The sequence below is a fragment of the Streptomyces sp. CNH189 genome (assembly GCF_000527195.1).
The window spans coordinates 170,058-196,769 of record NZ_AZUS01000017.1; the positions used below are offsets into that span (position 1 = coordinate 170,058).

Annotated in this window: 24 protein-coding genes; 20 read left to right on the forward strand and 4 right to left on the reverse strand. The window is 70.3% G+C overall.

Going from position 1 to position 26,712, the window contains the following annotated elements; all coding sequences use genetic code 11:
* Positions 1-854: 854 nt before the first annotated feature.
* The 10 genes from B100_RS0122965 (at position 855) to B100_RS0123010 (ending at position 13,143) form a co-directional block, all read left to right on the forward strand.
* The gene (locus B100_RS0122965) at positions 855-1,886 is read left to right on the forward strand and encodes an ABC transporter permease (RefSeq protein ID WP_024886758.1); all 1,032 of its coding nucleotides are present in this window, start codon (positions 855-857) and stop codon (positions 1,884-1,886) included.
* 114 nt (positions 1,887-2,000) lie between these two features.
* Positions 2,001-3,800, forward strand: coding sequence for an ABC transporter substrate-binding protein (locus B100_RS0122970; protein WP_024886759.1), 1,800 nt, complete (start codon positions 2,001-2,003; stop codon positions 3,798-3,800).
* 113 nt (positions 3,801-3,913) lie between these two features.
* Positions 3,914-4,891 carry an ABC transporter permease gene (locus B100_RS0122975; protein ID WP_024886760.1) on the forward strand — a complete coding sequence of 326 codons (978 nt, stop codon included), beginning with the start codon at positions 3,914-3,916 and terminating at the stop codon, positions 4,889-4,891.
* A gap of 10 nt (positions 4,892-4,901) precedes the next feature.
* Entirely contained in the window at positions 4,902-5,963 is a 1,062-nt protein-coding gene (locus B100_RS0122980; RefSeq protein ID WP_024886761.1) for an ABC transporter ATP-binding protein, read from the forward strand.
* A 27-nt stretch (positions 5,964-5,990) separates the two neighbouring features.
* Positions 5,991-7,124: a dipeptide ABC transporter ATP-binding protein gene (locus B100_RS0122985; protein ID WP_024886762.1), complete on the forward strand. Its 1,134-nt coding sequence runs from the start codon at positions 5,991-5,993 to the stop codon at positions 7,122-7,124.
* Positions 7,125-7,597: 473 nt separating this feature from the next.
* Positions 7,598-9,223, forward strand: coding sequence for an ABC transporter substrate-binding protein (locus tag B100_RS0122990; protein ID WP_024886763.1), 1,626 nt, complete (start codon positions 7,598-7,600; stop codon positions 9,221-9,223).
* Between the two features lie 6 nt (positions 9,224-9,229).
* Positions 9,230-10,153 carry an ABC transporter permease gene (locus B100_RS0122995; protein WP_024886764.1) on the forward strand — a complete coding sequence of 308 codons (924 nt, stop codon included), beginning with the start codon at positions 9,230-9,232 and terminating at the stop codon, positions 10,151-10,153.
* Positions 10,146-11,126, forward strand: coding sequence for an ABC transporter permease (locus tag B100_RS0123000; RefSeq protein ID WP_024886765.1), 981 nt, complete (start codon positions 10,146-10,148; stop codon positions 11,124-11,126). Before B100_RS0122995 ends, B100_RS0123000 begins: the two co-directional genes overlap by 8 nt.
* Positions 11,127-11,132: 6 nt before the next feature.
* Positions 11,133-12,107: an ABC transporter ATP-binding protein gene (locus tag B100_RS0123005; RefSeq protein WP_024886766.1), complete on the forward strand. Its 975-nt coding sequence runs from the start codon at positions 11,133-11,135 to the stop codon at positions 12,105-12,107.
* Entirely contained in the window at positions 12,100-13,143 is a 1,044-nt protein-coding gene (locus B100_RS0123010) for a dipeptide ABC transporter ATP-binding protein (protein ID WP_024886767.1), read from the forward strand. Before B100_RS0123005 ends, B100_RS0123010 begins: the two co-directional genes overlap by 8 nt.
* A 146-nt stretch (positions 13,144-13,289) precedes the next feature.
* Here B100_RS0123010 and B100_RS0123015 read toward each other — a convergent pair whose 3' ends face one another.
* The gene (locus B100_RS0123015; RefSeq protein WP_024886768.1) at positions 13,290-15,428 is read right to left on the reverse strand and encodes a prolyl oligopeptidase family serine peptidase; all 2,139 of its coding nucleotides are present in this window, start codon (positions 15,426-15,428) and stop codon (positions 13,290-13,292) included.
* A 177-nt stretch (positions 15,429-15,605) separates the two neighbouring features.
* Here B100_RS0123015 and B100_RS0123020 point away from each other — a divergent pair, with 177 nt between their 5' ends.
* Together B100_RS0123020 and B100_RS0123025 are read left to right on the forward strand one after the other, a co-directional pair.
* Complete coding sequence (locus tag B100_RS0123020) at positions 15,606-15,800, forward strand: hypothetical protein (RefSeq protein WP_024886769.1); 195 nt, start codon at positions 15,606-15,608, stop codon at positions 15,798-15,800.
* An 88-nt stretch (positions 15,801-15,888) separates the two neighbouring features.
* Positions 15,889-17,328 (forward strand): amidase, encoded by a 1,440-nt coding sequence (locus B100_RS0123025; RefSeq protein ID WP_024886770.1) that lies wholly within the window; start codon positions 15,889-15,891, stop codon positions 17,326-17,328.
* A gap of 30 nt (positions 17,329-17,358) precedes the next feature.
* On the opposite strand, the gene B100_RS0123030 is transcribed toward B100_RS0123025, so the two are convergent.
* From B100_RS0123030 to B100_RS0123040, 3 genes are all read right to left on the reverse strand, one after another.
* A complete protein-coding gene (locus tag B100_RS0123030) occupies positions 17,359-17,754 on the reverse strand; it encodes a hypothetical protein (protein WP_024886771.1) in 396 nt (131 codons plus the stop codon).
* A gap of 82 nt (positions 17,755-17,836) precedes the next feature.
* Positions 17,837-18,055 (reverse strand): DUF397 domain-containing protein, encoded by a 219-nt coding sequence (locus B100_RS0123035; RefSeq protein WP_024886772.1) that lies wholly within the window; start codon positions 18,053-18,055, stop codon positions 17,837-17,839.
* Entirely contained in the window at positions 18,052-18,936 is an 885-nt protein-coding gene (locus tag B100_RS0123040) for a Scr1 family TA system antitoxin-like transcriptional regulator (protein WP_024886773.1), read from the reverse strand. The genes B100_RS0123035 and B100_RS0123040 overlap by 4 nt, the downstream gene beginning before the upstream one ends.
* Positions 18,937-19,090: 154 nt before the next feature.
* On the opposite strand from B100_RS0123040, the gene B100_RS0123045 reads away from it, so the two are divergent.
* From B100_RS0123045 to B100_RS37005, 8 genes are all read left to right on the forward strand, one after another.
* Positions 19,091-19,573: an ATP-binding protein gene (locus B100_RS0123045; protein WP_024886774.1), complete on the forward strand. Its 483-nt coding sequence runs from the start codon at positions 19,091-19,093 to the stop codon at positions 19,571-19,573.
* Between the two features lie 226 nt (positions 19,574-19,799).
* Entirely contained in the window at positions 19,800-20,726 is a 927-nt protein-coding gene (locus B100_RS0123050; RefSeq protein WP_024886775.1) for a hypothetical protein, read from the forward strand.
* A 24-nt stretch (positions 20,727-20,750) separates the two neighbouring features.
* Positions 20,751-21,368, forward strand: coding sequence for a Uma2 family endonuclease (locus B100_RS0123055; RefSeq protein WP_024886776.1), 618 nt, complete (start codon positions 20,751-20,753; stop codon positions 21,366-21,368).
* A 301-nt stretch (positions 21,369-21,669) separates the two neighbouring features.
* A complete protein-coding gene (locus B100_RS0123060) occupies positions 21,670-22,131 on the forward strand; it encodes a nuclear transport factor 2 family protein (protein WP_024886777.1) in 462 nt (153 codons plus the stop codon).
* A gap of 51 nt (positions 22,132-22,182) precedes the next feature.
* Complete coding sequence (locus B100_RS0123065; protein ID WP_024886778.1) at positions 22,183-22,728, forward strand: TetR/AcrR family transcriptional regulator; 546 nt, start codon at positions 22,183-22,185, stop codon at positions 22,726-22,728.
* Positions 22,729-22,809: 81 nt separating this feature from the next.
* Complete coding sequence (mshB, locus tag B100_RS0123070) at positions 22,810-23,715, forward strand: N-acetyl-1-D-myo-inositol-2-amino-2-deoxy-alpha-D-glucopyranoside deacetylase (RefSeq protein ID WP_024886779.1); 906 nt, start codon at positions 22,810-22,812, stop codon at positions 23,713-23,715.
* Positions 23,716-23,735: 20 nt separating this feature from the next.
* Entirely contained in the window at positions 23,736-24,125 is a 390-nt protein-coding gene (locus tag B100_RS0123075; protein ID WP_037723319.1) for a DUF6113 family protein, read from the forward strand.
* Positions 24,126-24,319: 194 nt separating this feature from the next.
* Positions 24,320-26,527: a hypothetical protein gene (locus B100_RS37005; protein ID WP_024886781.1), complete on the forward strand. Its 2,208-nt coding sequence runs from the start codon at positions 24,320-24,322 to the stop codon at positions 26,525-26,527.
* The last annotated feature ends 185 nt before the right edge of the window (positions 26,528-26,712 follow it).

Consider the following 26,712-nt stretch of genomic DNA (forward strand, 5'->3'; position numbering starts at 1 on the left):
GGGCGGAGAGGGACGAAAGGGTGACGGCAAGGGGAGGGTAGGGAAAACCCTTGATGACGGGCTGATCAGGCCGAAACGGTCCGGCCCGGCACTACCCTGCTCCCAAAACGGCGCGCCTGCGGCCGGTGGTCCCCCGATCGGTGGGGCCGTCACCGTGGCCGAGCCGACTCGGCGGGCCGAGTGCCCGGATGCCCCCTCGGGCACCCTGCACGCCGGGCACCCTGAGTGCAATCGGTTTTCCCCCGTGAAACGTCCGCTATACGGACACCGGCCTCCGGTAGATGTGTAACAAGTCCGTTTCGCAGGGATCTTTCGCCAAACCCTTTGTCCGGATTTTGGAAGATGTAGGCGAGAGCTGTGATCGAACCGAAACCTCGGGGGTGTGGCTCGGTCGTGGCGCATGGCAGATAGTTAGGCGCGTAGAGCTCGGATGAACGGGTCGTGAGCTGACGGCGACGATCCACGAGCGCAGGGGCACTTGACGATCTTCGGTCCGACGAGGGGCCGGGGGTTTCCGGTGTTCCTTTTTGCGGTGAACCAGCGGATTCATGAGGAGGAACCCATGCGAGGTGCCACAAGCGCCCAATGGGTCGCGTCGTACCCGGTGGCGGGTGGAGGTCCCGCGGGTGCGCCCAGTCCCGTCACGGTCGTCCCGGTGGCGGCGCGGCGTCGCGCCCTTCCTTGACGACTCGTGAGGCCGGTCGGTAGGTCACGACCGCGCCAGGGTTCCCCCGGGGCGGCTGCCGCCCCTCCGTCGTTGTTCCCCTCGCGCGCTGCGCAAGACGTACGTCGTGCGAAGGCCGTCGGGCCGCAGGTGCTCCCGACGACCTCCAACCTGTGAAACGGACGAATTGATGACGAGTCCCATCGAGCTTGAGGGTGCTCCCACCTCTACGGTCTTGGACAAGGAGAACGCCCCTCAGGGCGACGCCGAAGAGCCGAAGAAGCTCGAAGGCCGCAGTCCCGGGCAGTTGATGTGGGCGCGCTTCAAGCGTGACCGGACCGGTGTGGTCTCTGCCGTCGTCGTCCTGTTCTTCTTCGTGATAGCCGCGGCCGCGCCGCTCATCGCGAAGGTCTACGGCAAGAACCCGTACACCCTGTACGGGCAGGAGAACCCCGACCTCCTCGACCTGTTCACGATGCCGGCGGCTCCCTTCGGCGGCATCACCGGAGAGTTCTGGTTCGGCATCGAACCCGGCCTCGGCCGGGACGTGTTCACCCAGCTGCTGTACGGCATCCGCACCTCGCTCGCCACGGCCCTGGCCGCGACGATCCTGATGACGGTGCTGGGCGTGCTGATCGGTCTGGCCGGCGGTTACTTCGGCGGCAAGATCGACTACTGGCTCGGCCGGGTCACCGACTTCTTCATGGCCCTGCCCAGCCAGCTGTTCTTCGTGGCCGCGATGCCCGTCATCACCACCGTCTTCGTCGCCCCCGACGAGGAGACGCCCACCTATGTGCGCACCTCCGCGATCATCATCGTGCTGTCCTTCCTCGGATGGATGAGCATGGCTCGGATCGTCCGGAGCGCCACGCTGTCCCTGCGGGACCGTGAGTTCATCGAAGCGGCCCGGATCTCCGGTGCCTCGCCCTGGCGCATCATCCGCAAGGAACTCCTGCCCAACATCGTCACGCCGACGCTGGTGCAGGCGACGCTGACGCTGCCCTCCACGATCCTCAGCATCGCGTTCCTCTCCTTCGTCGGCGTCGGATACGTCGAGCCGACGCCGGACTGGGGCCGGATGTTCGCCATCGGCGCCGGCATCATCGAGCAGGACCCGTACTACATGCTCTTCCCCGGTATCGCGATGGTGATCTTCGTCGTGGCCTTCAACCTCCTCGGTGACTCGGTGCGCGACGCCTTCGACCCCAAGACGGGGCGCTGAGCCCACAGGGGAACCCCCCACGCTCCCGACCGGCCGGCGCCGGGCAGCCCCACGGCTTCCGCTTCGGCCACATACCAGCAGTGCTCACTACTACAGGCAGGTGGATCCGTCTCCATGAGCATCTTCCGTAACCGTGCCGCCACGGCCGCGATAGTCGCGGTTGCCGCCGGCGCCCTGACCCTCACCGCCTGCGGTGGCGGTGGCAGCGACAGCTCCGCGAAGGACAACAGCAAGACCAAGGACGACGCCAAGTCGCAGTCCAAGCCGGTGCAGATCGGTGACGTCAAGGCGTCGACCGGTCCGGCCGCCGAGATCCCCGGCGCCAAGCCCGGTGGCACGGTGAACGTGTACCAGGAGGACGACTTCTCCCACCTGGACCCGGGCCAGACCTACGTCTCGGACGGCAAGCTGCTCGGCCGTCTCATCTTCCGCGGTCTGACCCAGTACGACGAGGACGACCAGGGCAACCTGACCGTCGTCGGCGACCTGGCCACCGACGCCGGCAAGACCACCGACGGCGGCAAGACCTGGACGTACACCCTCAAGGACAACCTGAAGGACGAGAACGGCAACCCGATCAACTCGGCGGACATCCGCCACACGGTCGAGCGCCTCTACTCCTCGTTCATCACCGACGGTCCGACCTTCCTGCAGCAGTGGCTGTCCGGCGCGGGCACCACCTACCGCAAGGCCTACGACGGTCCGTTCAAGGGCAAGCACCTGCCCAACAACGTCCTCGAGACGCCGGACGACAAGACGGTCGTCTTCCACTTCAAGACGGCGCAGCCCGACCTGCCGCAGATGCTCACCATGCCGGGTTACGCGGTCGTCCCCGTGGAGACGGACACCAAGGAGAAGTACGACCACGACCCGGTCGCCTCGGGCCCGTACAAGATCGCGGACTTCAAGCCCGGCAAGTCCATGAAGCTGGTCAAGAACACGCAGTGGGACGCCAAGTCCGACTCCGTGCGCCACCAGTACGTCGACGGTTTCAACATCGAGATGAACCACGACGACGAGGACCAGACCAAGACCCTTCTCGCCGACCAGGGCGAGGCCAAGAACGCGATGATGTTCACGGGTCAGGTCGCCACCACCCAGCTGCAGAAGGTCGTCAGCGACAAGGCGGCCATGAAGCGCACGATCCAGGGCTACGCGCCCTACGTGTGGCAGCTGAACTTCAACATGGACCGCGTCAAGGACAAGAAGCTCCGTGACGCGATCACCCTGGCCCTGCCGGCCACGGCCATCTACAAGGCCGACGGCGGTGCCTACGGCGGTGAGGTCGCCAACTCGCTGACCTCGCCCACCACTCCGGGCTACCGCGAGGACTTCGACCCGTTCAACCGGCACACGAAGACGAACGGTGACATCGCGGCCGCCAAGAAGCTGATCGACGAGGGCGGCTTCGCGGGCAAGAAGCTCGTCTACGCCTACGCCAACTCGCCGGTCCGTCAGCAGCAGGCCGTGCTGATCACCGACGCGCTGGAGAAGATCGGCCTCGACATCCAGAAGAAGGAGATCGACGCCGCTACCTGGTACGAGCAGGTCGGTAAGGTCAACAACGGTCTGGACCTCTACATGACCGGTTGGGGTCAGGACTGGCCGTCCGCCTCCACCGTGGTGCCGCCGCTGTACGACGGCACGCAGATCCAGGACGGTGCGTCGAACTACTCGCACATCAACGACAAGCACGTCAACTCGGAGATCCAGCGCATCCTGAAGATCACCGACACCGACGAGGCCACCAAGGCCTGGACCGAGCTGAGCGAGTACATCGCCAAGGAAGTCAACCCGGCTGCCCCGATCTACTACACGAAGGTCTTCCAGATCTTCGGTTCGAACATCGGCGGCCTCCGCTACAGCTCGGACTCGAGCTACGTGGACGTCACCCGGATCTTCCTCAAGAAGTAACCGCCAGGCCGGAGTCCGGTGGTGGGCGCGCGGCGGAACGCCCACCACCGGCCCCGGAGGCCACCCCCAGATCTTCCTTCCGACAGCCGCCGTCCTGAGAGCAGCTTCCTGCCATGCTTCAATTCCTCATTCGCCGGACGTTCGGTGCGGCACTGATCCTTGTCCTGATCAGTGCGTTCACCTTCTTCATGTTCTTCGCCATTCCGCAGGACCCGGCTCTGCTGGCCTGTGGCAAGAACTGCACTCCGGACGCGCTGGAGATCATCCACACGAACCTGGGCCTCGACAAGCCGGTCACGGTCCAGTACTGGAACTTCCTGATCGGCATCTTCACCGGCCGTGACTTCGCCGTCGGCCACTGCAGCGCCCCCTGCTTCGGCGTGTCCTTCGCCAACGACCAGAACGTCTGGGACACGATCGTCGACCGCTTCCCGACGACGCTGTCGCTGACCGTCGGCTCGCTGATCGTCTTCCTGATCGTCGGCCTCGGCGCCGGCATGATGGCCGCCAAGTTCCGCGGCACCTGGATCGACAAGACCTTCAGCTCCGGCTCGCTGGTCATCAGCTCGATGCAGATCTACTTCCTCGGCCCGCTGGTCCTGCTCTTCCTCGTCTACCAGACGGGCTGGCTCGACAAGCCCAAGTACGTGCCGTTCTCCGAGGACCTCGGCGGATGGTTCATGGGCCTGCTGATCCCCTGGCTCGTCATGGCCACCATCTTCACCGCCAACTACACGCGTATGAGCCGCTCGTCGATGATCGAGCAGCTCCAGGAGGAACACGTCAGGGCGGCCCGCGCCAAGGGCATGTCGGGCAACTTCGTGTTCTTCCGCTACGCGTGGCGTGGCTCCCTCATCCCCATCATCACCATCCTCGGCATCGACCTCTCGTCGCTGCTGTCGGGCGGCATGGTGACCGAGCTGACCTTCGGCCTGGCCGGTCTCGGCCGGCTGGCGCTGTCCTCCGTCGTCAACAAGGACCTGCCGATGCTGATGGGCGTCATGCTGGTCAGCGCCGCGCTGATCATCGTCTTCAACCTGATCGTGGACGCCTTGTACGCCGTCATCGACCCGCGCGTGCGTCTGTCCTAGGAGAACTACCGTGACCACTCAGACCAAGCCCGAAGAGGCCGCGGCCGCCGCCGCGGGAGAAGCCTTCCTCTCGGTGCGCGACCTCAAGGTCCACTTCTCCACCGAGGACGGCATCGTCAAGGCGGTGGACGGGCTCTCCTTCGACCTGGAGCGCGGCAAGACCCTCGGCATCGTGGGCGAGTCCGGCTCCGGCAAGTCGGTGACCAACCTGGCCGTCCTCGGCCTGCACAACCGCAAGAAGACCGCCATCGACGGGTCGATCACGCTGGACGGCCAGGAGCTGACCACCGCCGGCGAGAAGCAGCTGGAGAGGCTGCGCGGCAAGAAGATGGCGATGATCTTCCAGGACGCGCTGACCGCGCTGTCGCCGTACTACACGGTCGGCCGCCAGATCGGTGAGCCGTTCATGAAGCACACCGGCGCCTCCAAGCGGGACGCCCGGGTGCGCGCCATCGACCTTCTGGAGAAGGTCGGCATCCCGCACCCGCAGCAGCGGGTCGACGACTACCCGCACCAGTTCTCCGGCGGTATGCGCCAGCGCGCGATGATCGCCATGGCGCTCTCCTGCGACCCGGACCTGCTGATCGCCGACGAGCCGACCACGGCCCTCGACGTGACCGTGCAGGCGCAGATCCTCGACCTGCTCAAGGACCTGCAGCAGGAGTTCGGCTCCGCGATCATCATGATCACCCACGACCTCGGTGTGGTCGCCAACATGGCCGACGACATCCTGGTGATGTACGCCGGCCGCGCGGTCGAGCGGGGCACCACGCGTGAGGTGCTCAAGTCGCCGCAGCACCCGTACACCTGGGGTCTGCTGGGCTCCATGCCGCGGCTGTCCTCGGACGTCGACGAGCCGCTGCTGCCGATCCCCGGCTCGCCGCCCTCCCTGCTGAACCCGCCCCCGGGCTGTCCGTTCCACCCGCGGTGCGCCTTCACCGACAAGGTCTCGGGGGAGCGCTGCTCGGGCGAGCGACCGACGCTCGCACCGGGACGCGCCGCCGCCTGCCACCTGACGGCGGAACAGCGGCAGCAGGTGTTCATCGAGACGATTCAGCCCCGGCTGGGCTGAGCGGAAACCGGCGACTGGGGCATTTCCATGAGCGACAACAGCAAGACGACCACAGCGGTCGCCGACTCCGTCCCGCAGCAGCGGAACGGCTCCGAGGCGCCGCTGATGAAGGTCAGCGGTCTGACCAAGCACTTCCCGATCAAGGGCGGCTTCCCGATCCGGCGCACCGTCGGCGCGGTCAAGGCCGTCGACGGCGTCGACTTCGAGGTCTACCCGGGCGAGAGCCTCGGCCTGGTCGGCGAGTCCGGTTGTGGCAAGTCCACCACCGGACGGCTGATCACCCGGCTCTACGAGCCGACCGCGGGCACCATCGAGTACCAGGGCCAGGACATCAGCTCGGCCGACCGCAGGAAGCTGGCGCCGATCCGGTCCGAGATCCAGATGATCTTCCAGGACCCGTACGCCTCGCTGAACCCGCGGCAGACGGTCGGCACGATCATCTCCGGCCCGATGGAGATCAACGGGATCAACCCGCCCGGCGGCCGTGAGAAGCGGGTCCGGGAACTCCTGGAGATCGTGGGTCTCAACCCGGAGCACTACAACCGCTTCCCGCACGAGTTCTCCGGCGGTCAGCGCCAGCGCATCGGCGTCGCGCGTGCCATCGCCCTGCAGCCGAAGCTGATCGTCGCCGACGAGCCGGTGTCGGCCCTGGACGTGTCGATCCAGGCGCAGGTGGTCAACCTGCTGCAGGAAGTGCAGCGGGAGATGGGCATCGCGTTCGTCTTCATCGCCCACGACCTGGCGATCGTGCGGCACTTCTCGCAGCGCGTCGCGGTGATGTACCTGGGCAAGATCGTGGAGATCGCGGACCGCGACTCGATCTACAACCGGCCCCGTCACCCGTACACGCACGCGCTGCTGTCCGCGGTGCCGGACGCCGACATCGACGCGGACAAGCGGGAGCGGATCCGCCTCGCCGGTGACGTCCCCTCGCCGATCTCGCCGCCGTCCGGCTGCCGCTTCCGCACCCGCTGCTGGAAGGCGACGGAGAAGTGCGCCACGGAGGAGCCGCCGCTGGTGCGGATCCAGGGCAGCAAGGAGGGCCACCTGACGGCGTGCCACTACCCGGAGGAGGGCTCGATCGCGGGCCGCACCGAGGACGTCGTGATGGACCCGGGCCTGAAGGCCCTGGAGAACGAGTCGCACATCGCCAAGAGCTGATCCGTCCCGGAGGGCCGGGGCAGGAGGGTGCACCCTCCTGCCCCGGCCCTCCGGCATACCCGCCCCCGACGCGCCCTCGCGGGTCCGGGCCTCGGCGTGGCCGCCCGTGAGGGCAAGGGCCCGTACGGGCGCGGGCGGTTCGCCGTGCGTACGGGAAGCCCTGGCCTTCGGGGCGCGGCCCCGAGTCCCGCGCCCGCCCGGCGCGCTGCCTCGCCCGCCGCCGGCCCGTGGCGCGGGCCGCCCCGGCTCGTCACCCCCGCCGTGGACGTGCGTCGTTCACCCGCGCCTCGGCGTGCCCGCCCGCGAGGGCAGGGGGCGTCCCGCGCCGTCCGGGGCTTCGGGGAGGGTCACGGGCGGGCTCGTGCGGCCGTCCGGAGGACACCCCGTACCCGTACGGACCCGGCGGGCGTGCGCGCCGGGTCCCCCGCTTCCAGGCTGACCCGGTAAGGGACCCGGGCACGAGGAGGCACCCCATGCGCATCACCACGCACGCCAGATGGGCCGCCTGCGCGATGGCGGTCGCCCTCGCCACGGCGGGATGCGGCGGCGGCGGAGACGGCGGGAGCGACTCCGCGGCCGTGCTGAGCGCTTCCTGGGGCGACCCGCAGAACCCGCTGGAGCCGTCGAACACCAACGAGGTCCAGGGCGGCAAGGTCCTGGACATGATCTTCCGGGGGCTGAAGCGGTACGACCCGGAGACCGGCGAGGCCAAGGACATGCTCGCCGAGAGCATCGAGACCGACGACTCGCGGAACTTCACCGTCACCGTCAAGGACGGCTGGACGTTCAGCAACGGCGAGAAGGTCACCGCCCAGTCCTTCGTGGACGCCTGGAACTACGGCGCGAGCCTGCGCAACAACCAGCGCAACTCGTACTTCTTCGGCTACATCGAGGGCTACGACCAGGTGCACCCGGAGGAGGGCGAGCAGACCGCGGACACCCTGTCCGGCCTGAAGGTCACCGGCGACCGCACCTTCACCGTCAAGCTCACCCAGACGTTCTCGACGTTCCCCGACACCCTCGGCTACAACGCCTTCGCCCCGCTGCCCCGGGCGTTCTTCGACGACCACGACGCGTGGGTGAAGAAGCCCGTCGGCAACGGCCCCTACCTGGTCGAGTCGTGCAACCGCGGCTCGCAGATGTCCCTGCGCAAGTGGGACGACTACCCCGGCGACGACAAGGCGGAGAACGGCGGCGTGGACCTGAAGGTCTACACCGACAACAACACCGCCTACACCGACCTGCTGGCCGGCAACCTCGACCTCGTCGACGACGTGCCCGCCGCGCAGCTGAAGAACGTGAAGAACGACCTGGGCGACCGCTACCTCAACACCCCCGCGGGCATCATCCAGACCCTCGCCTTCCCGTTCTACGACGACGCCTGGAACACCGACGGCGCGACGAAGGTCCGTCAGGGCCTGTCCATGGCGATCGACCGGAAGCAGATCACCGACACGATCTTCCAGAAGACCCGCACCCCCGCCACCGACTGGACCTCCCCGGTGCTCGGCGAGGACGGCGGCTTCCAGGACGGACTGTGCGGGGAGTTCTGCGAGTTCAAGCCGGACGAGGCCAAGAAGCTGATCGAGGAGGGCGGCGGACTGCCCGGCGGCAAGGTGACGATCACCTTCAACGCCGACACCGGCTCCCACCGGGAGTGGGTCAACGCCGTCTGCAACTCCATCAACAACGCCCTCGACAACGAGCGTGCCTGCACCGCCAACCCGGTCGGCACCTTCGCGGACTTCCGCAACGAGATCACCGACCGCAAGATGACGGGGCCGTTCCGGGCCGGCTGGCAGATGGACTACCCGCTCATCCAGAACTTCCTCCAGCCGCTCTACTACACCAACGCCTCCTCCAACGACGGCAAGTGGTCGAACAAGAAGTTCGACGACCTGGTGAACCAGGCCAACCAGGAGACCGACACCGCCAAGGCCGTCGGCCTGTTCCAGCAGGCGGAGGAAGTGGTCCGCGACAACATGGCCGCGATCCCGCTCTGGTACCAGAACGGCAGCGCCGGCTGGTCGGACCGGCTGTCGAACGTCAAGCTCAATCCGTTCAGCGTTCCCGTCTACGACGAGATCAAGGTCAGCTGAGCCGGCATGGGGCGCTACGTCGTCCGGCGGCTGCTCCAGATGATCCCGGTCTTCATCGGGGCCACGCTGCTGATCTTCCTCATGGTCAACGTGATGGGCGACCCCATCGCGGGACTGTGCGGGGAGCGGCAGTGCGACCCGGCGACGGCCGCCCGTCTGGAGCAGGAGTTCGGCCTCGACAAGCCGGTCTGGCAGCAATACCTGACGTACATGGGGAACGTCTTCACCGGTGACTTCGGAACGGCCTTCAACGGCCAGGAGGTCACCGAGCTGATGGCGACGGCGTTCCCCGTCACCATCCGGCTCACGGTGATCGCGATCCTCTTCGAGATCGTCATCGGCGTCACCCTCGGCGTGGTCACCGGGCTGCGCCGGGGCCGGCCGGTCGACACCGGGGTGTTGCTGCTGACCCTCGTCGTGATCTCCGTGCCCACCTTCGTCACCGGTCTGCTGCTCCAGCTGCTGCTCGGCGTGAAGTGGGGCTGGATCCGGCCCTCGGTGTCCTCCGAGGCGCCCTTCGACGAGCTGATCCTGCCCGGCCTGGTGCTGGCGTCGGTGTCCCTCGCCTACGTCACCCGGCTGACCCGCACCTCCATCGCGGAGAACCGCCGCTCCGACTACGTCCGCACCGCGATCGCCAAGGGCCTGCCCCGGCGCCGGGTGGTCGTCCGGCACCTGCTGCGCAACTCCCTGATCCCCGTGGTCACCTTCATCGGAGCCGACATCGGCTTCCTGATGGGCGGCGCGATCGTCACCGAGCGCATCTTCAACATCCACGGTGTCGGCTACCAGCTCTACCAGGGCATCCTGCGGCAGAACACGCAGACGGTGGTCGGCTTCGTCACCGTCCTGGTGCTGGTCTTCCTCGTCGCCAACCTCGTCGTCGACCTCCTGTACGCCGTACTCGACCCGAGGATCCGCTATGTCTGACCGTCACGAGGAACCCGAGGCCGCCATCGCGGGCACCAGCATGGGCGGCGCCATGGACCTGGGTGTCGACGAGGCCGAGACGCTGGAGAAGACGCCGGCCGGCCCGGACGGCACGGGCCCGGAGGACCGGCCCCGCTCGCTGTGGTCGGACGCCTGGCGGGACCTGCGCCGCAACCCCGTGTTCATCGTCTCCGCGCTGGTCATCCTGTTCCTGGTCTTCATCTCGCTGTGGCCGTCGGCCATCACCTCCGGAAGCCCCCTCAAGTGCGACCTGTCCAAGGCCCAGGAGGGCTCCCAGCCCGGCCACCCCTTCGGGTTCGACGGGCAGGGCTGCGACGTCTACACCCGCACCGTGTACGGGGCCCGCACCTCCGTCGCGGTCGGGGTGCTCGCCACCCTCGGGGTCGCCGTCTTCGGCAGTGTGCTCGGCGCGCTCGCCGGATACTTCGGCGGCGTCTCCGACTCGGTGCTGTCCCGGATCACCGACGTCTTCTTCGCCATCCCGGTCGTCCTCGGCGGTCTGGTGCTGTTGTCCGTCATCACCAGCAACACCGTCTGGCCGGTCATCGGCTTCATCGTGCTGCTCGGCTGGCCGCAGATCTCCCGCATCGCCCGCGGCGCCGTGATCACCGCCAAACAGAACGACTACGTGCAGGCCGCGCGGGCGCTCGGCGCGTCCCACTCGCGGCTGCTGCTGCGGCACATCGCGCCCAACGCGGTCGCCCCGGTCATCGTCGTCGCGACCATCGCGCTGGGCACGTACATCGCCCTGGAGGCGACCCTGTCGTACCTCGGGGTCGGGCTGAAGCCGCCCAGCGTCTCCTGGGGCATCGACATCTCCACCGCCTCGCCCTACATCCGCAACGCCCCGCACGCGCTGCTGTGGCCCTCCGGGGCCCTCGCGATCACGGTCCTGGCGTTCATCATGCTCGGCGACGCGGTGCGCGACGCCCTCGACCCGAAGCTGAGGTGAGCCGCGGTGCTGCTCGAAGTGCGTGACCTGCACGTGGAGTTCCGCACCCGGGACGGTGTGGCCAAGGCCGTCAACGGGGTCAGCTACGGCGTGGACGAGGGGGAGACCCTGGCCGTGCTGGGCGAGTCGGGCTCCGGCAAGTCCGTGACGGCCCAGGCGATCATGGGCATCCTCGACGTCCCGCCCGGCCGGATCACCGGCGGCGAGGTCGTCTTCCAGGGCCGGGACCTGCTGAAGCTCAAGGAGGAGGAGCGCCGGCGGATCCGGGGCGCCGAGATGGCGATGATCTTCCAGGACGCGCTGTCCTCCCTGAACCCCGTGCTCACCGTCGGCGACCAGCTGGGCGAGATGTTCACCGTGCACCGGGGCATGTCCCGCAAGGACGCGCGGGCGAAGGCGGTCGAGCTGATGGACCGGGTGCGCATCCCCGGCGCCCGGGAGCGGGTCCGGCAGTACCCGCACCAGTTCTCCGGCGGCATGCGCCAGCGCATCATGATCGCGATGGCGCTGGCCCTGGAACCGGCCCTGATCATCGCCGACGAGCCGACCACCGCCCTCGACGTCACCGTCCAGGCCCAGGTCATGGAGCTGCTCGCGGAGCTCCAGCGGGAGTACCGGATGGGCCTGATCCTCATCACCCACGACCTCGGTGTGGTCGCCGACGTCGCCGACCGCATCGCGGTGATGTACGCGGGGCGGATCGTGGAGTCGGCGCCGGTGCATGACATCTACAAGGCCCCGGCGCACCCGTACACCCGGGGTCTGCTGGACTCCATCCCGCGCCTGGACCACAAGGGCCGGGAGCTCTACGCCATCAAGGGCCTGCCGCCCAACCTCACCCGCATCCCGCCCGGTTGTCCCTTCCACCCCCGCTGTCCGCTGGCCCGGGACATCTGCACCACCGACGACCCGCCGCTGTACGAGGTCTCCGGCACGCGCGGGAGTGCCTGCCACTTCTGGAGGGAGTGCCTGGATGACTGAGCCGATCCTGGAGGTCAGCGGCCTGGTCAAGCACTACCCGCTGACCCGGGGCATCGTCTTCCGCAAGCAGGTCGGCGCCGTGAAGGCGGTCGACGGCGTGGACTTCCACCTGGACCGGGGTGAGACGCTGGGCATCGTGGGGGAGTCCGGCTGCGGCAAGTCGACGGTCGCCAAGATGCTGGTCAACCTGGAGCGGCCGACGGCCGGTTCGATCCGCTACAAGGGCGAGGACATCACCCGGCTGTCCGGCAGGGCGCTCAAGGCGGTGCGCCGCAACATCCAGATGGTGTTCCAGGACCCGTACACCTCGCTCAACCCGCGGATGACGGTCGGCGACATCATCGGGGAGCCGTACGACATCCACCCCGAGGTGGCGCCCAAGGGGGACCGGCGGCGCCGGGTGCAGGACCTGCTGGACGTGGTGGGCCTGAACCCGGAGTACATCAACCGCTATCCGCACCAGTTCTCCGGCGGCCAGCGGCAGCGCATCGGCATCGCGCGGGGCCTCGCGCTGCGCCCCGAGGTGATCGTCGCCGACGAGCCGGTCTCCGCGCTGGACGTCTCCGTGCAGGCGCAGGTCATCAACCTGATGGACCGGCTCCAGAGCGAGTTCGACCTGTCCTACGTCTTCATCGCGCACGACCTGTCGATCGTCCGGCACATCTCCGACCGGGTCGGGGTGATGTACCTCGGCCGGATCGTGGAGACCGGCACCGACACCGAGATCTACGACCACCCCACGCACCCCTACACCCAGGCGCTGCTGTCCGCCGTGCCCGTCCCGGACCCCCGGGCGCGCGAGCACCGGGAGCGGATCGTGCTGACCGGGGACGTGCCGTCGCCGACGAACATCCCGTCCGGCTGCCGGTTCCGCACCCGCTGCTGGAAGGCGCGGGAGCGGTGCGCCCAGGAGGTGCCGCTGCTCGCGGTGCCGGAGTGGCTGGAGGGGGGACCCGCGGCCCACGACTCGGCGTGCCACTTCGCGGAGGAGAAGCACGTGGTGCCGGTGGAGGAGCGGGGCGACGGGTCCGGTTGACCGGTGGGCCGGCTGTCGGCACGGGTACGGGTACGGGCCGGGATGACATGGCGCATCCCGGCCCGTTCACGGCACCCGCACGGCCGTACGCTGAACAGCTTTCCCTGTCCGTATATCGGTACCGCTTCCGCGGAGTTGCCCCGGTGTTAACGCGGTGCGTCGGTGTCCGGGAGGGACAGCGCGCGCCGGAGGAAGCCGAGCTGGAGGCGGAGCAGGTTCTCGGCGACCTCCTCCTGTGGCGTCATGTGCGTGACGCCGGACAGCGGCAGGACCTCGTGGGGGCGGCCGGCGGCCAGCAGTGCCGAGGACAGCCGCAGGGAGTGGGCGACGACCACGTTGTCGTCGGCGAGGCCGTGGATGATCATCATGGGCCGGTGCGGTTCGGCGGCGTCGACCAGGCCGGCGTCGTCGATCACCGAGTTGCGGCGGTAGTTCTCCGGCTGCTCGTCCGGGTGCCCGACGTAGCGCTCCTGGTAGTGGGTGTCGTACAGGCGCAGGTCGGTGACGGGGGCTCCGACCACGGCGGCGTGGAACACGTCGGGGCGGCGCAGCGCCGCGAGGGCGGCCAGGTAGCCGCCGAAGGACCAGCCGCGGATCGCGACCCGGCCCAGGTCGAGCGGGAAGTCCTCCGCCAGCGCCTGGAGCGCGTCCACCTGGTCCTGGAGGACGACCGCGGCGATGTCGTCCTTGACGGACTTCTCCCAGGCGGGGGAGTGGCCCGGGGTGCCGCGCCCGTCGGCGACGATCACCGCGAAGCCCTGGTCGGCGAACCACTGCGAGGTCAGGTGCGGGTTGTGGGCGGCCACCACCCGCTGGCCGTGCGGACCACCGTAGGGGTCCATGAGCACCGGGAGGGGGCTGTCACCGGCGTAGTCCCGAGGCATAAGCACGGCGCACGGGATGCGGCGTGCGCCCCCCTGTGTCAGCGTCACCCGAGGGGACATACCGGGGTCTTCGGCGTACGAGGGGACAGTCGCCGTCTGTTTCCCGTCACGGAGCACCCGCACCCGAGAACCTGGCCGGTCCAGGGTCGCCGAGACGAGCACCGTGACTCCTCCGGAGCGCACCGCGGTGTGCACCCCGGGCTCCTCGGAGACGCGCTCCATGCCCAGTTCGTTCACCCGGTAGACGTGCACCTGACCGGTCTCCGGGTCGGCCGCCTCCGCGCCTGCCGACGCCGAGACCAGCACGTCGTCGTCCGAGACGTCGAGTACCGCACGGATGTGCAACTGCGGTCCGGTGAGCGGTCGTTCACCTACGGCGAGGCGCCGGGCACCCCCCTCGTCGGCGATCCGGACGAGCTGTCCGGAGGGGCTCCAGCAGGGCACACCGGGGAAAAGTTCCAGCCATTCCGGATCTTCGTCGGCGTGCACCATCCGGGTGGCCCCGGACTCCGGGTCCACGGCCAGGATCAGCTGGCCCCGCTGGTCGCGCGCTTGTACGAGCAGCAACGGGGCCCCTGCCGCTGACCAGTGCACTCGCGCCAGGTACGGGTAGCGCGCCCGGTCCCAGGAGACCTCCGTGCGCGTCCCCTCGAGGTCGACCACGAACAGCCGGACGTCCGCGTTGGGGGTGCCGGCCGCCGGGTAGCGAACGTGGTGCGGGTCACGTTCCGGGTGGGCGGGGTCGGAGATCCACCACTGCCGCACCGGCGTGTCGTCCACCCGCGCCACCAGCAGCCGGTCCGACTCCGGGGCCCACCAGAAGCCGCGCGACCGGCTCATCTCCTCGGCCGCGATGAACTCGGCCAGACCGTAGGTGACGTCCTCCGACTCGGGGGTGGTGAGCGCGCGGTCGCCCGCCCCCTCGGCGGAGATCACCCGCAGGGCGCCCCGGGCGACGTACGCGACATGCCGGCCGTCGGGCGACGGACGGGGGTCGATCACCGGTCCCGGGGTGGGCAGTTCGCGTGCCGTGCCGGCCCTCAGCTCGGCCGTGAAAAGCCGCCCTGACAAGGCGAAAGCCGCCAGCTCCACCGCCGCGTCGGTGGCGTAGCCGACGATGCCGGCGCCCGACTCACGGCTGCGTTCGCGCCGTGCCCGCTCCGCGGCGGAGAGCTGCTCGGAGGCGCCGCCCAGGAGGGCGCGCGGGTCGGCCGCCACGCGCTCCCCACCCCCCTCGGTGTCGAGCACCCACAGGGCGTTGGCCCGGTCCGTACCGGAACTTGAGCGGAGGAACACGACACGTGAGCCGTCGGGCGCCACGCTGAACGAACGCGGTGCGCCGAGCGTGAAGCGGAGGGTGCGTGCGTGGAGTCGGGGGAAGGAGTCCGTCTCGGTCGTCATGCCCTGACCATATTGGCCATGCGCCCCCTTGTGCGGCCGTGCGCCGATCGATGCGCACGTACGGATAGTTATGATCGTTAGCGCATAGTGGGTATGAACCTGCTGCCTGCTGTGTGTACGTACTGCCCCCATGTTCCGTGACCCCCGCGCCCCTGGGATCCTTGGAGGTGAGCCGCCGTGGCACTCTCGATTTCGGCGGTGGTGCTGCTGGCGATCATCGTCTTCCTGCTGATCAAGAAGTCGGGCCTGAAAGCAGGGCACGCGATCGTGTGCATGCTGCTCGGCTTCTACCTGGCCTCGTCGACGATCGCGCCCACGATCAACGAAGTCACCACCAACATCGCGGGGATGATCGGCAGCCTCAACTTCTGAGCGCGGCCGAGGCCGGCCTCTCGCGTGTTACCCGTCGGTAAGCAATGATGGACGGGCCAGTATTCACGCGCGCAGGGCGGAGCCTACGGTGACGACTTCCGAGGAACAGAGCCAAGGACGCGGCGAGGCGCGGACCCAGGTCCACGTCTTCCGTGACGACGCCCTGGGCGACCTGGACGCGGTCGGCCTCGCCGCGGCGATCCGCCGGGGCGAGGTGAGCCCCGCCGAGGTCGCCAAGGACGCCGCGGCCCGGGTCCGGGACGCCGACGCCCGGCTCGACGCCGTCCAGGTGCACCTCGACATCCCCGCCCACGGCGCCCCCGGCGGCGGCGTGTTCGCCGGGGTGCCGACCTTCGTGAAGGACAACACCGACTTCGCGGGCCTGCCCACGGGACACGGCAGCGCCGCGTTCCGGCCCCGGCCGGCCCGGCGGCACGCCGCCTTCACCCGCCAGCTGCTCAGCACCGGCGTCACGGTGCTCGGCAAGACCCGGCTGCCCGAGTTCGGCTTCAGCCCCAGCACGGAGTACGAGGAGGGCCCGCCGGTCCGCAACCCCTGGCACACGGGCCACTCGGCGGGCGGCTCCTCCGGCGGCAGCGCCGCCCTGGTCGCCGCCGGTGCGGTGCCGGTCGCGCACGCCAACGACGGCGGCGGCTCCATCCGCATCCCGGCCGCCGCTTGCGGCCTCGTCGGGCTCAAGCCCACCCGCGGCCGGACCGTGCCGAACGCGCAAGGGCGTCAGCTGCCCATCGACATCGTGGTCGACGGCGTCGTGAGCCGCACGGTCCGGGACAGCGCCGCGTTCCTCGCCGCGGCGGAACTGCACCACCGGAACGCCAAGCTGCCGTCCGTGGGGCTGGTGGAGGGCCCGGGGAAGCGCCGGCTGCGGGTCGGCCTGCTGGTGGACTCCCCGAACGGCGCCCGCACCGACGAGGACACCCGCGCGGCCGTCACGGAGACGGCGCGGCGCCTCGAACGCCTCGGCCACACGGTGACGCCGGTGGAGCTGGCCATCGACCCGCGCTTCACCGAGGACTTCCTCACCTACTGGGGCATGCTGTCGTTCCTCATCGGCGCCACGGGCCGGACCATGGGCACGGACTTCGACCGCCACCGCATGGACGGCCTGAGCCGCGGCCTGCGCGAGACGTACGTCCGCAACTGGCGCAGCACACCGGCGGTGGTGCGCCGCCTGAAGCGCACCCGGGAGGCCTACGCGGCGGCGTTCCGGGGCCAGGACGTCATCCTGTCCCCGGTCCTCGCGCACACCACCCCGCCGCTCGGCCACCTCGCCCCGTCCGTCCCGTACGCCACGCTGATCGAGCGGATCCTCGCGTACGTGGCGTTCACCCCGGTCAACAACGTCGTCGGCACCCCGTCGATCTCCCTCCCGGCCGCGTCCACGACCCCGGACGGCCTGCCGATCGGCGTGATGTTCTCGGGCCGTCCGGGCGCTGAACGGACCCTGCTGGAGCTGGCGTTCGAACTGGAGGCGGACCGGCCGTTCCCTAGCCTCAGGGGGGCGTGAGGGGGCGCGCGGCGCTGGACCGGGCGCGCCTTACGCGGACCCGGCCTCCAGGGCGGCGACGATCGCTCGCCGGAGCACCGGCCAGAACCGTCGGTCGGTGACGTTTCCGGGGTGGGCAGGAGGGCCGAGGGCTTCGTCCCGGTCGAGCACGCGGATCACGAAACGCCACTGTGAGCCGGGCAGCGACACCCTGACGCGTGCGTCATCGGGGGGCCACCGGCCCGACCCGGGGTCGCCCGTCCAGCCCGCGGCCTGCCGCCAACCCGCCTCGCGCACGGCGTGGCCCGCTTCGACGTCGTCGTCGCGGCCGTCCACCGCCGCGATCGAGACCTCGTTGTCCACACCGCCGTCGATGCAATGCCGTTGCAGCGTCGTCATCTCCACGGTGACGTCGGCGTCGGACTCGTGGCGCGCGTCGGGTGTCATGACGGCACATCGCGGGCGGCACTCGGCACCGTGCAGTCGATCAGCAGCCCGGCCGCTTCACCGGGTCTGCGCCGCGGTGATGTCACGCCGGACGGTCGTGGCGCGCGGCGGTGAGGAAGCCGGCCCAGGCGGCCGGGGTGAAGGTGAGGCGGGGGCCGTCGGTGTTCTTGGAGTCGCGGACGTGGATGGTGGCGGGGGCGGTGGCGATCTCGACGCAGGAGTCGGTCTCGGCTCCGCTGCTGTAGCTGCTCTTGAACCACGCCAGTTCGCAGGCGTCCCGTGACGGGGTCGTGCGGATCATGTCTCCCCCAACAGCCGCTCGATGAAGGCGGTCGACTCGAGTGGAGTGAGCGCCTGCGCCCGGATGATGCCGTAGCGCAGTTCAAGGATACGGAGCTGGCGTGGATCGGTGACCGGACGGCCGCCGGCCACTGCCGGGGAACGGCCGACCGCCGTCCCGTCCTCGAACTTCAACACCTCGATCCCGCCGTCCGCCCCGGCGTGCTCCTCGCGGTCCATCGGCATGACCTGGATCTCGACGTTGGGCAATTGGGCCACGGTCAGCAGGTGGTCGAGCTGCGCGCGGACGACCTCCCGGCCCCCGAGGCGCCGTCGGAGCGTCCACTCGTCCTGGATGAAGCTCAACTCCGGCGCCGAGTCACGGTCGAAGACCGCCTTGCGGGCCACGCGGGCCGCAACACCGCGTTCGATCTCCTCCTCCGCGTAGCGCGGTCGCCGCATGCGGAACAGGGCGCGGGCGTACTCGGGCGTCTGGAGAAGCCCATGAAGGTTCACGGGGTTGTAGAGCTGAAGCTCAACCGCCCGCGCCTCCATCTGCGCAAGATCCCGCACCTTCTTCGGGTACCGGACCTTCCGCACGTCCTCCTTCATCGCCGCGACGAGGCCGCCCGCGCCCAGAACCTCGTCGGCCGTGTCCAGGTACTCGGGCCTCGGGATCCGCCTGCCCGTCTCGATCTTGTAGACGAGATCCTCGCCGTATCCGACCGCCACCGCGAAGTCGCCGACGCGCATCCCTGTTGCCTCTCGGCGAAGCCTCAACTGCCGTCCTACTGTGGCGACCACGGCGAGCGCCCAGTCGTCGTCCGGGTCCACCTCCCAGCCCGGCTCGTCCGTCTGGTCCGTCCCGGTCCCGACCCGCACCGCCTCACCGTTCACCGACATGCGCGCCCCTCCATAGTGCTGCGACGTACTGTTCCGCCCCGCTCGCAGGAGTCGCTCCGACAGTCCCGACAGCGCTGGACAAACCTTGGACCGTAGCTCTACGTAACAGGGCAATCACAGGTAACGGTATGTCCGGTCGACCACGCTCGGTCACGTGAATCAGCAAACTCAGGGAATCGCCCGGCACGGGTCAGGACCCGAACCCGAGCACCGCATCCGCAACTTCACCGTGCTGTTGTCCTCCACCCCCCGCGGTGCCCGCCTCGCCCGCCTGCTCGCGGTGGACACGCTCCGGAGCTGGGGACTCCCGTACGAGCGGGCGAGCCACGTCGTCGCGGAGCTGGCCGCCAACGCGGCCACCCACGGCCGCCTCCCCGGCCGGAGCTTCCGCCTCACGCTCTACGTGGTCGGCACCACGCTCCGCATCGAGGTCACCGACACGCGCAGTGAGCGGATGCCCGAGCCGCAAGTACAGGACCCGGAAGCCGAGTCGGGCCGGGGCCTCCTGCTCGTCGAGGCGTTGGCCGACCGCTGGGGCGTAAGCGAAGGGCGCTTCCCACGCAAGACCGTCTGGGCCGAACTGAGCCTGACGGCACCGGAACCCGCACCCTCGCGCTCCGGTGCCATCGACGACTGAAAGACAAAGAACTCCGGGGGAAAACACCCCACCAAACCCCACCCCTCCCGCCCGTGGTCGCGCTCACTCGGGCGGGTGAACATCCCCGGTTCGGCTGCATTTTCGAGCCGCCCAGGCCCGACGCTCAGCGCAGCGCACCACCGCGATCACAGACATGAGACGGCCCCCGCCGGGACTGCAATCCCACTGCGAGGGCCTGACCACCAAGGAAGACAGGACCTTCCTGATGGATACGCAGAACCCTAGCGTGCCCCCGCACGCACAGGCCCGCCCAGCGGGCAACAAGCACCCGAACCAGGCCCACCGCACCACCGGCGGGCTCCGGCACGACAACACCCGCCACACCACCCGCTTCACGGTGATCGGCAACCACCTCGCCCAGCACCGCGAGCTCTCACTGCTCGCCATCGGGCTCGGCACGCACCTCCAGTCGCTGCCCAAGGGCGCCCCGGCCGACATCAAGAGCCTCGCCGCACGGTTCCCCGAGGGAGCTGTTCGTATCGCTGCCGCCCTGCGCGAACTGGAGACTCACGGCTATCTGCGCCGCGAACGCGTCCGCACCTCCACCGGCCGCATCGTGACCCGCACGACCTCGTGCAACCAGCCGGCGGCGGCCCGCCGTCCCGCCGAGGCACCCTCCCGAACGACAGCCGAACCGCAGCCGCAGCCACCACCGCAGGAGGCCCGCGAGGAGCGCACCCCACGGGAGACGCGTGAGCAACGAGCACCCCGCAAACCCCTCCCCGCCGTGCCCCGCCCAGGGTGCAGCGTCCCCGCGCTGTTCCGGGCCGCCGCCGACCTCCTCGCGGACCTCCACCGCCACGAGCCCCGGCTGCTCCTCTCCACCACCGACACGGCCCACCTGACCCCCGGCGTCGCCGCCTGGCTGGAGCGGGACGTCACCCCCGCCGCCGTACGCCGGGCCCTGACCGCCGACCTGCCGCCCGAGGGCGTACGCCGGCCCGCGGCCTTCCTGGCCCACCGCCTCGCGGACCAGCTCCCGCCCCCGCCCCCATTCCGCGCACCGGCCGCCGCCCCGCCGCCCGTACCGCACCCCCTGCGGAACTGCGACGGCTGCGACCGGGCCTTCCGTTCACCCGGCTCCGCGACCCGCTGCCGCGACTGCCGGACGGACATCCAGACGGCTGCCTAGCGTGAACGACGAGGAGCGAGAGCCATGACCACCCCACCCGACGACGCACATCAGGGCGCCTCCCGCCGGTACCGGGCCCTGCGCGACTTCGTCCGGTCCACGGACGACGCGCTGCCGGGGAAGTTCGAGATCACCAAGGAAGGGATCATCCACGACCTTCTGTCGCCCAACGGCCGACACGAGCTGACCGCGTCGCTGCTTCGCAAGCGCCTGGAGAGGGTGATGCCGGCAGAGGTCGTGGCCCATACGGGCACGCCTGATGTGGAGGACGAGTACGAGGGCATCATGCGGCGCCCTGACGTCATGGTGATCACCATGGCGGACATGGAGGTGCCGGCCGGGTTCGATCCCCGGGCGGTCATCGCCGCCATCGAGGTCGTCTCGCGGTCCAACCCGGACAACGATTGGGTGGGCAAGATGGGCGACTATCCGCTGATGGGCGTACCGGTCTACGCGATCTTCGACCCCCGCACCGGCAGCGGTGCCGTCCTCGGCGACATCCACTCCACCCCGGACGGCCCTCGCTACGCCGTGCGCAAGGACTTCGTCTACGGCGAGGACGTCATCATCGGCGAGTGGACCATCTCCACGAGCGGCCTGCCGCGCTACGAGGACCACGGCGCGGAGCGGAACCGGTCGTGAAGGACGTGTTCCGGAAGTCGGAGGGACTCAATCGGTCACCTTCGCCCGCGCGGCACGTCCTGGCTTGACCCACCCCCGGCGGCTCCACGATCGCACTCGTGGAGATCGTGGCGGAGAGTGATCGTGGGGTGCGCCTACGGGCCAGCTTGACGCACTTATGTGAGTGGTCTATTACTTACATCCGACGCCGTTAGAGGGCGCGCCAAGCTGGCTGTAGTCCCCGCTCCGTCCGAGTGGGGACTCTCTTTCGGACTACAAAGTAAGTGGTTGACCGCTTACATGAGTAGGGAGTGACCCACCCATGACCCACACCCCCCAGACCCTCGACCCCATCCGCGCCGCCGCCCAGCAGGCCTTCCTCGACCACCTCGACCTCCTCACCGCCGGACGCCCCGACGAGTGGGCGGCGCTGTTCACCGAGGACGGCGTCCTGGAGTTCCCGTACGCGCCGCCCGGGTACCCCACCCGGCTCCAGGGGTACGACGCACTGCGCGCGCACATCGCCAACTTCCCCAAGGCGTTCCGTGTCGAGATGAAGGACGTGCGGATCCACGAGACCGTCGACCCGACCCTCGTCATCGCCGAACTGTGCTGCGAAGGCGTCGCCCTGGAGACCGGGCGGCCGTACAACCAGACGTACATCTCCGTCGTCGAGACCCGGGACGGGAGGATCAGCCGGTACGTCGACTACTGGAACCCGCTGGTCGCGATGGAGGCGCTCGGCGGCTCCGCCGACATGGTCACGGCGTTCAGCCGCGACTGACCGCCGGCGGATGTTTTGACGCCCCTTTCTTGAAAGTGGTTGATTACTTCCATGGAATCCAGGACGCGGCAGCGCTCCACCGCCGACGAGCGCCGGGCCACGGTCATGCGGACGGCCATCGGGACGTTCGCCGCCCGCGGCTACTACGGGACCTCCACGACGGACGTCGCCAAGGCGGCCGGCATCTCGCAGGGGTACCTGTACCGGCTGTTCAAGGACAAGGAGACGCTGTTCGTCGCCCTGGTCGACCACTGCTCGGACCGTCTGCGCGAGGCCGCCGCCACGGCGGCGGCCTCCGTGCGCAGCACCGACCCGCAGGCGGTCATGGACGCGCTGACCACCGCGTACGACGACGTCATCGGCGACCGGGACGTGCTGATGATCCTCATGCACGCCCAGGGGTGCGCGACCGAACCCGGCATCGGCGAGGCCGTGCGCCGGTGCTACGCCAAGCAGGTCGAGTACATCCGCGCCGTCTCCGGCGCCTCCGAGGAGCAGATCCGCCGCTACTTCGCGGACGCCCTCCTCAGCAACGTGCTGGTGGCCATCGACGCCGCCGCCGTCGACGCCCCCTGGGCGCGCACCCTGCGCGGCTGAGTGCTGCCCGGCCGGAGGGCGGGACGTCCGGCGAACCGGCCAAGTCGACCGGAACCACCCCAGGCCAAATAGGGTGGCCCCATGACGGAACTGCCCTCCTCCAGCCCTCGGCCGGGGGGACCCCCATCTGGCTCCGCTCGGCGTCTGATGCTGGTGCACGCGCACCCGGACGACGAGTCGATCAACAACGGCGCGACGATGGCGCGCTACGCGGCCGAGGGCGCCCACGTGACGCTGGTCACCTGCACCCTCGGTGAACGCGGCGAGGTCATCCCGCCCGGACTGCGGCACCTCGGCGGCGCCGCCCTCGGCGGACACCGGCTCGGTGAGCTGCGGGAGGCGATGGCGGCGCTCGGCGTCACGGACTTCCGGCTGCTCGGCGGGGCCGGGCGGTACTGCGACTCCGGAATGATGGGGCTGCCCGACAACGACGACCCCGGCTGCTTCTGGCAGGCCGACGTCGACCAGGCCGCCGGGCTGCTCGCCGAGGTGATCGTCGAGGTGCGGCCGCAGGTGCTGGTCACGTACGACGACAACGGCGGCTACGGGCATCCCGACCACATCCAGACCCACCGCGTCGCCATGCGCGCCGTCGAACTGGCCACGGCGGCCGGGTGGGACGTCCCCAAGGTCTACTGGAACCGCGTGCCGCGCTCCGTGGCCGAGGACGCCTTCGCCCGGCTGGAGCGTGACCTTCCCGACCTGCCCTTCGACAAGGCGGGCGGGGTCCAGGACGTCCCCGGTGTGGTCGACGACGAGCGGGTCACCACGGCCGTCGACGGCACGGCGTACGCCGGCGCCAAGGCCGCCGCGATGCGCGCCCACGCCACCCAGATCACCGTCGCCGACCAGCCGTACTTCGTGCTGTCCAACGAGCTCGCGCAGCCGCTGTTCACCACCGAGTACTACGAGTTGGTACGCGGCGGGCGGCCCACGGGCCCGGAGGACGACCTGTTCGCCGGCGTCGGCGCGGGGGAGGCGTCGTGAGCGGCGACCGCGTGCCCCTGATGGCGCAGCCCTTGCGTCCGCCCTCCGCGGGACGGGCCGTCGCCCTGCTCGGGCTGCTGGTGCTCGGCGCCGTGGTGGGCATCGCCGGGGCGCTGGTCCAGCCCGCGTGGTTCCCGGGCGGGCTCCTGCTCGCCCTGGCCGGTGAGGCGGGCCTGGTGCTCGGCGCGTCCCGGGCGACGCGTGGCCGGTCGGGCGGGGTGGCCGTCGCCGCCGGCTGGATGATCATGGTCGTCCTGCTCACGGTCAGCCGTCCGGAAGGCGACTTCGTGTTCGCCGCGGGAAGCGGCTCGTACCTCTTCCTGCTCGGTGGCATCGCCGTGGCTGTGATCTGCGCCACCTTCGGTGCCGGGAGGCAACCGGACGGCGACTCCGCCCGACTTCGCAAGTGACGTACCACTTCGCCGTGCCAGGGGCGTGATGGTCCGGTGTGGGTTTCCCCGGCGGTACTGGGATACGGGCCGGACATGGCCAGTAAGGTGGTGCGCGCCGTCGAGCCTCCCTCGAACCCTCGGCCTCGCCCGAGCTGGGAGGACCCCCACCGTGAGGTCGTGACGGGCGGCGGAGCCAACCGGGAGAACCTGCCTTGAGTCGTGAAACTGACACTCCGTCCTCCGGGCCCAACGGGCACGGCGGAGCCGCCTACCCGTCGGGCACCCCGCCCTACGGGATTCCGGCGATTCCGGACGAGGGCACGGACGCGGGCCGTTCGGCCGCGCGGCCGGAGGAACGCAAGACCGAGACCACGCTGACGACCCGGATCCGGATCAACATCCCCGGGTCACGGCCGATTCCGCCGGTCGTGGTGCGCAAGCCGGTCACGGACGCGGAGGGCAGGAAAGCCACCGCCGACGCCGAGACCGCCGCCGAGCCCGCTCCTGCCGCACCCCCCGCCGACCCGGTCGAGCCCCCCGCGCGGCCCGAGGCCGCCGACCGGCCCGCCGCCGAGGAGAAGCCGGCCAGCGACTGGTTCGCGCCCCGCAAGTCCTCGGCGGGCAAGCCCGGTCAGGGCGCGGCCCCGGCCAACGGCGTGGCTGCTCCCGGTACTTCCGGCGCGCCCACCGCGGCTCCCTCCGGCACTCCGCAGGCCCCGTCCGCACCGAACGGCGCGGGCCCCGCGGGCGGCGGCGCCGCGCCGGGCGGTCCCGGCGCGCGACCCGGTGGCCCGCGGCCCGGCGGCGTGGTCGGCTCCATGGGCGCCCCGGGCGCTCCCCGTCCCGGCGGCGGGAAGGCGGCCGGGCCCACCGGCGGTCCGGTGGCTCCCGGTCACGGCGGCGGCACCGGCTCCTTCGACGTGACCGAGGCACTGGCCGGCGCTCCCGGCGGCAACGGCGCCCGTCCGGACGCGAACCGCGGCGGCGAACCGCGCCGCGACGACCTCCCGTACTTCGCGGACGACACCGACGGCGGCAACCGGCGCGGCCCCGCGGGGCGGCCCGGCGGCGCGCCCGGCCCCGGCCGTCCCGGCGGCCCGCAGGCCCCCTCCGGCCCCACCGGCGGCCCGGTCACCGGCGACGGCCCGATGACCCCGCCCGCCGTCGCACGCGGCGTGGGCGCCCCCGGTGGCGGCGCGCCCTTCGCGGAGGAGCGCACCGGCCCCGGCGGCGGACTGAGCGACGACACCGCGATCCTCACCCCGCAGAAGCTCGCCGACCCCGCCGCCGCCGGCTACGGGCCCCGCCACGACAACGTCTCCGGGCAGACCGTCACCAGCGGCATCCCGGTGATCCCGCCGAGCGCGTCCTTCGACGCCCCCGGCATGGGCCCGAACGCCCCCGGCCCGCACACCCCGCCGAAGCTGCCCGACCCGGTCAGCCCGCCCCCGGCGAGCTCCTCCAAGGCGCCGAAGAAGAAGGGGCGCAGCAAGCTCGTCCTGCTCGCCACCGGCGTGGTCCTGGTCGCCGGCGTCGCCTACGGCGCGGGCCTGCTGATGAACCGTTCCGACGTGCCCAAGGGCACCACGGTGCTCGGCATCGAGATCGGCGGCGGCACCCGCGACGAGGCCGTGAAGAAGCTGGACGGCGCGCTCGACGGCCGGCTGAACAAGCCGCTGAAGCTGTCCGTCGACGGCAAGACCTTCGAACTCCAGCCGGACAACGCCGGTCTGCAGGTCGACATCGACGCCACCGTCGGCAAGGCCGCCACCAGCGACTACAACCCGGTCAACGTCATCGGCTCGCTGTTCGGCCAGTCGCGCGTGGTCGAGCCGGAGATCCCCGTCGACCACGAGAAGCTGCAGGCCGCCCTGGAGAACGCGGCCGGAGGCGTCGGCACCGTCAAGGAGGGCTCGATCACGTTCGAGTCCGGCAAGGCCGTCCCGGTGTACCCGCAGGCCGGCAAGGGCGTCGACGCCGCCAAGGCGGCCGACGTGGTCGCCGCCGCGTACCGCACGCAGGTGGAGACCGGTACCGCGAACGCGGTGAACGTCCCCACGACGGCCCAGCAGCCGAAGGTCACCAAGGCCGAGGTCGACCGGATGATGAAGGAGTTCGCCGAGCCCGCGATGTCCGACCGGGTCACCGTGCAGACCGACCCGGCGCACTCGGTGCCGATGAGCCCCGAGAAGTCGCTGTGGAAGTTCCTGCGCGTCGAGGCGGTCAACGGCAAGCTGGTCGACAAGCCCGACCTGAAGGCGCTGGAGGACTTGTACGGCCAGGCGTTCGACGGTGTGCTCATCACCCGGGGCAACGGCAAGAAGACCGCCGTCACCCCCCAGGACGTCTACGGCGCCCTGCGCCAGGCGCTGATCAGCACGTCCGACCGCACCGCCGTCATCGAGACGAACCCGAGCTGACGCGCCCGTGACGGGGACGGGCCCGGGTTGACGCGCCCGCGCGACAGGGACGGACTTGGGCCGACGCACGCACGAAGCGAGCGGCGCCGCACGGAGCATCCGTGCGGCGCCGCTCGCCTTCGTCCGCGTCCTCGCCGGACGCGCGGCGCTCAGTGCGCGGCGACGGGCACCGGGGCCTCGGCCGC

Excerpts from the sequence above, each read along its gene's own strand:
- B100_RS0123035 (WP_024886772.1), bottom strand. The coding sequence starts at position 18,055 with ATGATCCGCACGACCCCGTCACGGGACGCCTGCGAACTGGCGTGGTTC.
- B100_RS0123065 (WP_024886778.1), top strand. The coding sequence starts at position 22,183 with ATGGAATCCAGGACGCGGCAGCGCTCCACCGCCGACGAGCGCCGGGCC.
- B100_RS0123040 (WP_024886773.1), bottom strand. The coding sequence starts at position 18,936 with ATGTCGGTGAACGGTGAGGCGGTGCGGGTCGGGACCGGGACGGACCAG.
- B100_RS0123015 (WP_024886768.1), bottom strand. The coding sequence starts at position 15,428 with ATGACGACCGAGACGGACTCCTTCCCCCGACTCCACGCACGCACCCTC.
- B100_RS0123075 (WP_037723319.1), top strand. The coding sequence starts at position 23,736 with ATGGCGCAGCCCTTGCGTCCGCCCTCCGCGGGACGGGCCGTCGCCCTG.
- B100_RS0123000 (WP_024886765.1), top strand. The coding sequence starts at position 10,146 with ATGTCTGACCGTCACGAGGAACCCGAGGCCGCCATCGCGGGCACCAGC.
- B100_RS0122985 (WP_024886762.1), top strand. The coding sequence starts at position 5,991 with ATGAGCGACAACAGCAAGACGACCACAGCGGTCGCCGACTCCGTCCCG.
- B100_RS0123055 (WP_024886776.1), top strand. The coding sequence starts at position 20,751 with ATGACCACCCCACCCGACGACGCACATCAGGGCGCCTCCCGCCGGTAC.
- B100_RS0122975 (WP_024886760.1), top strand. The coding sequence starts at position 3,914 with ATGCTTCAATTCCTCATTCGCCGGACGTTCGGTGCGGCACTGATCCTT.
- mshB (WP_024886779.1), top strand. The coding sequence starts at position 22,810 with ATGACGGAACTGCCCTCCTCCAGCCCTCGGCCGGGGGGACCCCCATCT.
- B100_RS0123030 (WP_024886771.1), bottom strand. The coding sequence starts at position 17,754 with ATGACACCCGACGCGCGCCACGAGTCCGACGCCGACGTCACCGTGGAG.
- B100_RS0123060 (WP_024886777.1), top strand. The coding sequence starts at position 21,670 with ATGACCCACACCCCCCAGACCCTCGACCCCATCCGCGCCGCCGCCCAG.
- B100_RS0123010 (WP_024886767.1), top strand. The coding sequence starts at position 12,100 with ATGACTGAGCCGATCCTGGAGGTCAGCGGCCTGGTCAAGCACTACCCG.
- B100_RS0122970 (WP_024886759.1), top strand. The coding sequence starts at position 2,001 with ATGAGCATCTTCCGTAACCGTGCCGCCACGGCCGCGATAGTCGCGGTT.
- B100_RS0123050 (WP_024886775.1), top strand. The coding sequence starts at position 19,800 with ATGGATACGCAGAACCCTAGCGTGCCCCCGCACGCACAGGCCCGCCCA.
- B100_RS0122990 (WP_024886763.1), top strand. The coding sequence starts at position 7,598 with ATGCGCATCACCACGCACGCCAGATGGGCCGCCTGCGCGATGGCGGTC.
- B100_RS0122995 (WP_024886764.1), top strand. The coding sequence starts at position 9,230 with ATGGGGCGCTACGTCGTCCGGCGGCTGCTCCAGATGATCCCGGTCTTC.
- B100_RS0122965 (WP_024886758.1), top strand. The coding sequence starts at position 855 with ATGACGAGTCCCATCGAGCTTGAGGGTGCTCCCACCTCTACGGTCTTG.